The following is a 521-nucleotide window of genomic DNA, read 5'->3' on the forward strand; positions in this document are numbered from 1 at the left end:
CCTGTGGGCGAGAAGCCAGAGCCACGTCAGACCATCGAGGCGCTGACCCAAAGCCAGACCTTCTGGTATTCCTCCAATGACGAAGAATGTTGGCAGGGCGGTCCTTACGACACTCGCGAGGAAGCGGAGGGCGAAGCCAAGGCGAGCGAACATCGACTGATCGTTGAGGCAACAAAAACCCCGATCCGCGTTTCACTGTCCTTCGATCAGGCCAGCTTTATCGAACAGGCCGAGGAAAGCCTCTACGACATGGCTAACGAGGATGGCGATCCGCTCCTAGACTTCCTGCCCGCTGTGAACCTTGATCTGCAAGCCCGCGTCCGCGCCGCCATAGACGATTGGCAGGTTGCGCATAGGCTTTCGCCGGTCGCGTGGAGGTTTGACAGCACCGGCCCCGTCGAGATCGCGGCATGGGCCACGTCCGAAACCGCCCCTGTGGGCGGGGAGGTGAAGGGATGAGCGCGACCATCAAAACTTCATCGAAATCAGGCACCCCGACTGGCGCCATCACCGTCGAAACA

General features: G+C 60.5%; 1 protein-coding gene. It reads left to right on the forward strand.

The features are described from left to right. Positions 1 to 459 (forward strand): hypothetical protein (locus AC4FS3_RS29505; protein WP_491023497.1); only part of this gene is annotated, 459 nt, incomplete at its 5' end. Positions 460 to 521: the final 62 nt, after the last annotated feature.

It is taken from the genome of Pseudogemmobacter sp. TB195, from assembly GCF_058313095.1.